The sequence below is a fragment of the Stenotrophomonas sp. STEN021 genome (genome assembly GCF_056760175.1).
In genome coordinates this window covers 43,311-51,412 of the sequence record NZ_JBRREH010000025.1, presented here as the reverse complement: position 1 = coordinate 51,412, position 8,102 = coordinate 43,311, and the positions used below count along the sequence as shown (strand labels likewise).

The following is an 8,102-nucleotide window of genomic DNA, read 5'->3' as shown; positions in this document are numbered from 1 at the left end:
GGGCTCTATCGGTAACGCCCCTGCCGAGCATGGCTAGGCACAACAGGTGGGTTCCTGGGTAAAGCCTTTGCCGAGCATGGCTCGGCACTACCGGTGATGCCACTTGCACGCCGCGGCGTGTAGGATCGGCTTCATGGCAGGCGCACTTTCCCGCATTGATCGCATCCCCAGACTCAGCCGTCTCGGCTGGTTGATGGGCTTGTATGCGGAAAACCACGATCACTTGATGCGGCTGTTCGCACCGGACCGGCTGCATGTAGGCAGTCACCTCTCCTGCATTGGCGACGGCCTGGATCTACGTCTGGACGTGATCGAATGCCACCGCTACACGGTGGAACTGCGGATGACCTATGACCTGTGCGATCCGGTCACCGGCGAGCCCGACCCTTCGGCGTTCGTGCGGCTGTACCGCGATGCGCGCCAGGCCGAAACCACGCATTGCTACGTGGGCCGGCGCTGGCAGGACGTGATGGGCATGTACCCGCCGCCGGAAGCGCTGATCAGCCACCGCATGCGCATGAACACTTTCCTTGGGAAATGGCTGGAATATCTGGCCGAACGCGGCCACGGCGTGGCTACGCTGCGGCGGGCTGACGAGACCGTGGTGCCACTGCGACGCATGGATGTACTGCCGGGCTGAGGCGCGAGCTGTTCATCGGTCATACTGCACGCCCCCTTGGTTCCGGTTGTCGCTATGCCGTACACCCCGATTATGGCCACGCTCGGCTATGTGCTGTCTGCCGATGGCAGCAAGGCCTTGATGATCCACCGCAACACCCGGCCCGGTGACATGCACCTGGGCAAGTACAACGGGCTGGGCGGCAAGATGGAGGCCGACGAAGACATCCTCGCTTGCATGCATCGCGAGATCCGCGAGGAGGCCGGCATCGAGTGCGGTACGACGCGCCTGCGCGGCAGCATCAGCTGGCCGGGCTTTGGCAAGAATGGCGAGGACTGGTTCGCTTTCATCTTCGTCATCGACGATTACACCGGCACGCCGATGGAGGTTAACCGGGAGGGCACGCTGGAATGGGTTGCAGTGGACCAGCTGGAATCGCTGCCGCTGTGGGAGGGCGACCGCCACTTCCTGCCATTGGTGTTCGACGCGGACCCGCGCCCGTTCCATGGCGTAATGTCTTACCGCGACGGGCGCATGCAGTCCTGGAGTTACACGCGCTTGTAATGGTTTGTTGGAGTGGTGTCATGTAGCCCGCTCCGGCGAGCAGCACTGGCTTCGAGGCCGATGGCGTGATCCGGACGCGAACGTGCCCGGGTCCAGCGCTGGCGTGTCGCACGCCGGGGAAGCTGGCCAGGCGCGGGTACTGTCCACTGTTCAGGTGCTCGCGGTACCCTGTTGCTGTCCATGTACCGTGAGCTCCCATGAAACGCCATTTCTCGATGCTCCGTGAGTTCCAGCTTGCGGATTGGTTCACTCTCGGCAACGCGTTCTGCGGCACCGGTGCGGTGTTCGCGGCGATGCGCTTTCTGCAGGACGGTGAGCGCGGTTTCCTGATGTTCGGCATGGCCTTGATCCCGCTGGCGTTTATCTTCGATGCGCTGGATGGCCGGGTTGCGCGCTGGCGCCAGTCCTCGTCCACGCTGGGGCGCGAGCTGGATTCGCTGGCCGACATTATCTCCTTTGGCGTAGCACCGGCCGCCTTGGCCTATGCCTGCGGTATGCAGGGTGGCTGGGACTGGCTGATCCTGAGTTACTTCGTCTGCTGCGGCGTCAGCCGCCTGGCCCGTTACAACGTCACCGCCGAGGAGATCGCCGGTGAGTCCGACAAGGTGCCGTACTTCGAAGGCACGCCGATTCCGACCAGTCTGGCGCTGGTCATCGTGTTGGCCTTGGCGGCCCATTTCAATGCGATCGGCCCGGCGCTGTGGGGTGGCAGCTGGCAGCTGGGCCCGTGGCAGCTGCATCCGCTGGTGCTGCTGTTTGCACTCTCCGGCTCGCTGATGATCAGCAAGACGCTGCGGATTCCCAAGCCCTGACGCCGGTCGGGCGGTCGCATTGCTATCATCACCGGGCATCCCGGGAGTAAGGCAATGGCGGCGGCAGGCAACAACGACAACGCGGATTTCGAGGCCAGCATGCGCGCTGCCTGGGAGGCATGGTCACAGGCCATGCAGGGCCAGGGCCCAGCTGCGGGCGGCGATTTCCCATGGGCTGAAAGCATCGCCCAATGGACCCGCCTGGTCAGTACCGATACGCCCCCGGAAGTGCAGGCGCTGGGTGCCCGTTTCCAGCATCAGGCCGGCGACTGGCTGGGCATGATGCAGCAGGTGGCCGCACGTTTTGCCGGCCGTGACACCTCGGCAGCGGAAGTTGCCGGTGCCTGGCGCGAGGCCGTGCAGGCGGGGCAGGGCGAGGATCTGCTGCAGTGGATGCTGGGCGCTGCACGCGGCGGCAATGCTCTGAACGATCAACCCTGGCTGCGCGAGTTCGCCAAGGCCGCACAAAGTGGCTTTGGCGGCGGCGATTGGTTGAATGCACCGGCATTCGGTCCAGCCCGTGAGCATCAGGCGCGCTGGCAGGCCTTGCTCAAGATCCAGCAGGACTACCAGGCGCGCGCCGAAGCCTATGTGGATACGATCCGCAGCGTCCTGGATGATGCCTTCAAACGTTTCGAGGCCAAGCTGGCCGAGCATGAGGTGCCCGGTAGCCAGCTGACCAGTGCGCGGGCGATGTTCGATCTGTGGATCGATGCCGCCGAAGAAGCATATGCCAAGGTGGCGCTTTCCGAAGATTTCCAGCGCATCTATGGTGAGCTGGCCAATGCCCAGATGCGTCTGCGCGCAGCGTCGCAGAGTGAACTGGAACGTGCCTGCGACGCGATGGGCGTGCCTACCCGCACGGAGATGGACGCGGCGCATCGGCGCATCGCCGAGTTGGAACGGCAGGTGCGGCGCTTGATGGCGGTCGCCCAGCAGGCCAGCGTGCCAGCGCAGTCCGCGCCGGCGGATGAATCGGCAAAGCCATCGGCAGGAAAAAAAGCTGCCAAGCCAGCGAAGCCGGCGCCACAACGGGCGGCGACGAAAGCGTCGAAGAAAATCACCAGGAAGGCTGTGAAAAAAACCGTGCAGAAGGCTGCGCCGAAGAAGACCACGGCGAACAAGCCAGCCGCCAGGAAGCCGGCAGCCAAGAAGGCAGTGGTTGCCAGCAAACCGAAGTCCGCACCGGCCCGTCGCAGGAGTGGCAAATGAAGGGCCCACTGGGTTTTGGCAACGATGACCTGCTGCAGGAAACCCTGCAGTGGCAACGCAAGCTGGTCGATGGCCTGAAGCTGTTGCCCGGTGTCGAAGACGTGGACTATGGCGTCACCGAGCGCCAGGAAGTGTGGAGTGACGGCAAGGTCAAGTTGTACCGCTTCGTCAGCGATCAGGCCGATGCCAGCAAACCGCCGTTGTTGATCGTCTATGCGCTGGTCAACCGGCCCTATATGGTTGATCTGCAGGACGGCCGCTCGCTGGTGCAGAAGCTGCTGGCGCTGGGTCAGGACGTGTATGTGCTGGACTGGGGCTACCCGGATCGCTCCGAACGCTTCCTCACCCTGGAAGACTATCTGCTGCGCTACATCGACGGTGCGGTGGATCACCTGCGTGCACAGCGCGATGGCGCGCCGGTCAACCTGCTCGGTATCTGCCAGGGCGGCGTGTTCGCTTTGTGTTACAGCGCGCTGCGCCCACACAAGGTGCAGAACCTGATCAGCATGGTGACGCCGGTCGACTTCCATACTGCGGACAACATGCTCTCGCATTGGGCGCGGCACGTCGATGTGGACCTGTTCGTCGATACCCTGGGCAATATCCCGGCCGACCTGATGAATGCCAGCTACCTCATGCTCAAGCCGTTCCGCTTGAACGTGCAGAAATACGTGGGCTTGATGGACATCCTCGACGACAAGCAGGCCCTGGAAGACTTCCTGCGCATGGAGAAGTGGATCTTTGATTCCCCGGATCTGGCAGGTGAAACCTTCCGGCAGTTCGTCAAGCAGTTCTATCAGGCCAATGGCCTGATGAGTGGCAGCATCCGCATCGGCGAGGAAACGGTCGATCTGGCCCAGGTACAGATGCCTATCCTCAACATCTACGCCGAGCAGGACCACCTCGTACCGCCGGCTGCATCCAAGGCCATGCAGGGCCAAGTCGGCAGCGCGGATTACACCGAGCTCGGTTTCCGCGGTGGCCACATCGGTATCTATGTTTCCGGGCGCGCGCAGCGTGAAGTGCCCGGTGCCATCAACGACTGGTTGAGTAAACGCGCATGAAGCTGATCTGCAATTTTCTGCTCGCCGCAATTTTGGCTCTGATCGCTTTGCCGGCAAGTGCGGCCCCAAGTGCGGCAACCCAGCGCGAGATCAGCGGCTTGATGCAGGCGTTGGAAAGCTCCGGCTGCCGCTTTCAGCGCAATGGCAGCTGGTATGACGCAGCTGCGGCCCGGGGCCATCTGCAGCGCAAATACGACTACCTGCTCAAGCGCGACATGGTCGACAGCAGTGAGCAGTTCATCGAGCGTGCCGCCAGCCGCAGCAGCATGAGCGGCAAGCCCTACAAGGTGTCCTGTAGCGGTGTGCCGGAGCAGGATGCCTCCGCGTGGTTCCTGCAGCAGCTGCGCCGTCTGCGTACGCCGGCACGCTGATGTCCGTGCTGGCCGCCAGATCAATAGTGCAGGCCTGAGTCTCATGCGGCTCGAAATGGCGCCGATGTGGTTGCGTATTCTGGGCGGGGTCTGGACCTCGCCCAATACCTTGATTGGCCTGATCGTGGGTGCGCTCGGCAGCCTCGCTGGCGCACGCCTGTACTGGAGCCGCAGGGAAAACGCGCTGGTATTCCGGCGCTGGCCGTGGGGGCCGGGTGGGGCGATCACCTTCGGCATGGTGATCCTGCACACCGGCGATAACCTGGATAGTTTGTGCCAGACTTATGAACATCGCGCGGGTCGTTGCGAACATCCGCGCGTGCGCTTGGGCGATCATGAGCGCGCGCATGTTTTCCAGTACCTGGTGCTTGGCCCGCTGTTCCTGCCGGTCTACCTGTTGTGCGGCGGTGTGAGCGTCCGTAATCCGTTCGAGCGTGCGGCGGATTACTACGCCATGCATGGTCGTGGTTGGTGGCCCGGCCGTACCTGAAATGCAGTCATTGAAGCCGGCGCGCTGAGCGCTGACATCAAACGACAACCTTTTATGTACATCTCTGTAACGTCACCCCACGTATCGTTGCACCTGTTACAGATCCAACAGGAGCACGACCCACCATGGCAATTGTTCTTTATATCGGTGGCAGCAAGGATGGCGATAAGGGTGTGTTGCCGTACGGCTTCAGCAAAACCCGCGCAGATACCGAGCATGGCCCGGAAATTTACGTAGAACGGACGATGAACGTCTCCGGCAGGGGCTCGATGCGGGTCATGGTGCTGGAAGACCTGCGTGACGACGTCGCCAGCCAACGGCTGTATCAGCATCTGGCCTGAGTATTCAGGCGCGCGCGCCGGGCGGCAGGTCCGGCGCGTGCTGTCAACGGCTTTCCCCCGGGCGCGCGCATTGCCAGAATGGCAGCTTCCGTCACCGTGGCTACCGCACCGGCAATGCAAGACATCAAGCTCGCGCAGCAGATCGCGCAGACAATCGCCGACGAGATCGGCGCACAAGCCACTCAGACCAAGGCGGCCATCGCGCTGTTGGATGAGGGCGCCAGCGTTCCGTTCATCGCCCGCTACCGCAAGGAAGTGACTGGCGGCCTGGATGATACCCAGCTGCGTAATCTCGAAAGTCGTTTGACCTACCTGCGCGAACTCGAAGATCGCCGCCGCGCCGTGCTGTCCAGTATCGACGAACAAGGCAAGCTGACCGATGTACTGCGTGAGCAGATCATGGGCGCCGATACCAAGTCGCGTCTGGAAGATCTGTATCTGCCCTATAAGCAGAAGCGCCGTACTCGCGCGCAGATTGCCCGCGAGGCGGGGCTGGAACCGCTGGCCGATGGCCTGCTCGGCGATCCCATGTTGGACCCGCAGACCTATGCCGCAGGTTTCGTCGATGCCGAAAAGGGCGTCGCCGATAGCAAGGCCGCACTGGAAGGTGCGCGCGCCATCCTGATGGAGCGCTGGGGCGAAGACGCGGCACTGGTTGGCGAGCTGCGCAACTGGCTGGCTGGCAATGGCATCATCCGCGCCCGCGTTGCCGACGGCAAGGAGGCCGAAGGCGCCAAATACCGTGACTATTTCGATCATGCCGAGGCATTGGCGAAGATTCCTTCGCACCGCCTGCTGGCCTTGTTCCGCGCGCGGCGCGAAGCGTTCATCTTCCTCGAACTGGACCCGGGCAGCGACGCCGAAGCCGGCCACCAGTATGCGGAAGGTCGGGTAGCGCTCAACGCAGGCATCGCAAACAAGGAGCGCCCGGCCGACCGCTGGTTGTTGGATGCCTGTCGGCTGACCTGGCGCGCCAAGCTGCACATGCACCTGCTGCTGGACCTGTTCAACCAGGCCCGCGAAAAAGCCGAGGCTGAGGCGATTGCGGTGTTCGGCGACAACTTGAAAGACTTGATGCTGGCAGCGCCGGCAGGCCCGAAGGCTGTGCTCGGACTGGATCCGGGCATCCGCACCGGTTGCAAGATCGCCGTCGTCGATGCCACCGGCAAGCTGCTGGCCACCGATACGGTGTACCCGCATGAGCCACGCCGGCAGTGGGAGCAGTCGCTGCAGACGATCAAGCAGCTGTGCATCAAGCACAACGTCGAGTTGATCGCGATCGGCAACGGTACGGCCAGTCGTGAAACCGACAAGCTGGCAGGCGAGGCGATCGCCGCATGTGCCAATCCCAAACTGCAGAAGGTGGTGGTTAGCGAGGCCGGTGCCTCGGTGTATTCGGCCTCCGAGTTTGCCGCCAAGGAATTCCCCGAACTGGATGTCTCGCTGCGTGGCGCGGTATCGATTGCACGTCGGCTGCAGGATCCACTGGCCGAACTTGTCAAGATCGAGCCCAAGGCGATTGGTGTTGGCCAGTACCAGCACGACGTGGATCAGTTTCGTTTGGCCAAGGCGCTGGATGCGCGTGTCGAGGACTGCGTCAATGCCGTCGGCGTGTTCGTCAACACCGCCTCGGCCGCACTGTTGACGCGTGTATCAGGCTTGTCATCGACGGTGGCCGAGAACATTGTCCGTCACCGCGATGAGAACGGTCCGTTCAAGCGCCGCAAGGACCTGCTGAAAGTGCCGCGCCTTGGCGACAAGACCTTTGAACAATGCGCCGGTTTCCTGCGCATTGCCGATGGCGACGAGCCGCTTGATGCCTCGGCGGTTCACCCGGAAGCATACCCGGTGGTCCAGCGCATCGTTGCTGCTGCTGCAAAGCCGATCAAGGCGCTGCTGGGCGACGGCAGCTACCTGCGCAGCCTGAAGGCCGAGCAATTCACCGATGACAAGTTCGGTGTGCCGACCGTACGCGACATCCTCAAGGAGATGGAAAAGCCAGGCCGCGATCCGCGTCCCGAATTCAAGGCAGCGCGTTTCGCCGAAGGCATCGAGGACATCAAGGACCTGCGCGAGGGCATGATCCTTGAAGGCGTGGTCAGCAACGTTGCCGCGTTCGGTGCGTTTGTCGATATCGGTGTGCACCAGGACGGACTGATCCATATCTCGGCCTTGTCCGACACCTTCGTCAAAGACCCGCGCGATGTGGTCAAGGCCGGCGACATCGTCAAGGTCAAAGTCCTGGAGGTCGAGGTGCCGCGCAAGCGCATCGCACTGACCCGGCGGCTGGAAGATGCGCCGGCGCCCGCCAAAAAGCCCGAGCGTGACGAACGTGGTGCAGGGCAGGGACGTGCTGCTGGCAGTGGGCGCGACCGGGATCAGCGCGGTCAGCGCAATGCTGGCAATGCGGGCGGCCGACCGGCAATGTCGGCTGCTCCGGCCAACAACGCACTGGCTGATGCATTCGCAAGGGCAAAGCGCGGCAGCTGAGCCAGCTGCCGCAGGACCGCATCAATCTCGTAGGAGCGGTGTCAGCCGCGAAGCTGGTAATGCTGAAATTCCAGGCGGCGGAGTGCCCGACGATCCATCTGCTTCGCGGCTTACGCCGTTCCTACAAAGCTGCAATGCA

General features: G+C 62.9%; 9 protein-coding genes. All 9 read left to right on the top strand.

All coding sequences use genetic code 11. The features are described from left to right. The first annotated feature begins 133 nt into the window (after positions 1-133). The 9 genes from ACVOL0_RS07680 to ACVOL0_RS07640 all read left to right on the top strand — a co-directional run bounded on the left by ACVOL0_RS07680 (position 134) and on the right by ACVOL0_RS07640 (position 7,963). Positions 134-640, top strand: coding sequence for a DUF1249 domain-containing protein (locus tag ACVOL0_RS07680; protein ID WP_481548569.1), 507 nt, complete (start codon positions 134-136; stop codon positions 638-640). A gap of 54 nt (positions 641-694) precedes the next feature. Continuing rightward, positions 695-1,183, top strand: coding sequence for an NUDIX hydrolase (locus tag ACVOL0_RS07675; RefSeq protein ID WP_481548568.1), 489 nt, complete (start codon positions 695-697; stop codon positions 1,181-1,183). A 197-nt stretch (positions 1,184-1,380) separates the two neighbouring features. Continuing rightward, entirely contained in the window at positions 1,381-1,995 is a 615-nt protein-coding gene (locus tag ACVOL0_RS07670) for a CDP-alcohol phosphatidyltransferase family protein (RefSeq protein WP_296246528.1), read from the top strand. 54 nt (positions 1,996-2,049) lie between these two features. Beyond that, on the top strand, positions 2,050-3,207 hold the full coding sequence (gene phaE, locus ACVOL0_RS07665; RefSeq protein WP_481548567.1) for a class III poly(R)-hydroxyalkanoic acid synthase subunit PhaE: 1,158 nt from the start codon (positions 2,050-2,052) through the stop codon (positions 3,205-3,207). Continuing rightward, positions 3,204-4,271, top strand: a complete 1,068-nt coding sequence (locus ACVOL0_RS07660) for a class III poly(R)-hydroxyalkanoic acid synthase subunit PhaC (protein ID WP_481548566.1) — start codon at positions 3,204-3,206, stop codon at positions 4,269-4,271. Before phaE ends, ACVOL0_RS07660 begins: the two co-directional genes overlap by 4 nt. Then, entirely contained in the window at positions 4,268-4,642 is a 375-nt protein-coding gene (locus ACVOL0_RS07655) for a YfeK family protein (protein WP_481548565.1), read from the top strand. Before ACVOL0_RS07660 ends, ACVOL0_RS07655 begins: the two co-directional genes overlap by 4 nt. A 55-nt stretch (positions 4,643-4,697) precedes the next feature. Further along, on the top strand, positions 4,698-5,132 hold the full coding sequence (locus ACVOL0_RS07650) for a hypothetical protein (RefSeq protein WP_481548571.1): 435 nt from the start codon (positions 4,698-4,700) through the stop codon (positions 5,130-5,132). Positions 5,133-5,257: 125 nt separating this feature from the next. Then, entirely contained in the window at positions 5,258-5,473 is a 216-nt protein-coding gene (locus ACVOL0_RS07645) for a hypothetical protein (protein ID WP_282266272.1), read from the top strand. A gap of 114 nt (positions 5,474-5,587) precedes the next feature. Further along, positions 5,588-7,963, top strand: coding sequence for a Tex family protein (locus tag ACVOL0_RS07640; protein WP_481548570.1), 2,376 nt, complete (start codon positions 5,588-5,590; stop codon positions 7,961-7,963). Positions 7,964-8,102 lie beyond the last annotated feature (139 nt).

Coding starts and splice junctions, on each gene's coding strand:
- ACVOL0_RS07680 (WP_481548569.1), top strand. CDS start 134: ATGGCAGGCGCACTTTCCCGCATTGATCGCATCCCCAGACTCAGCCGT.
- ACVOL0_RS07675 (WP_481548568.1), top strand. CDS start 695: ATGCCGTACACCCCGATTATGGCCACGCTCGGCTATGTGCTGTCTGCC.
- ACVOL0_RS07670 (WP_296246528.1), top strand. CDS start 1,381: ATGAAACGCCATTTCTCGATGCTCCGTGAGTTCCAGCTTGCGGATTGG.
- phaE (WP_481548567.1), top strand. CDS start 2,050: ATGGCGGCGGCAGGCAACAACGACAACGCGGATTTCGAGGCCAGCATG.
- ACVOL0_RS07660 (WP_481548566.1), top strand. CDS start 3,204: ATGAAGGGCCCACTGGGTTTTGGCAACGATGACCTGCTGCAGGAAACC.
- ACVOL0_RS07655 (WP_481548565.1), top strand. CDS start 4,268: ATGAAGCTGATCTGCAATTTTCTGCTCGCCGCAATTTTGGCTCTGATC.
- ACVOL0_RS07650 (WP_481548571.1), top strand. CDS start 4,698: ATGGCGCCGATGTGGTTGCGTATTCTGGGCGGGGTCTGGACCTCGCCC.
- ACVOL0_RS07645 (WP_282266272.1), top strand. CDS start 5,258: ATGGCAATTGTTCTTTATATCGGTGGCAGCAAGGATGGCGATAAGGGT.
- ACVOL0_RS07640 (WP_481548570.1), top strand. CDS start 5,588: ATGCAAGACATCAAGCTCGCGCAGCAGATCGCGCAGACAATCGCCGAC.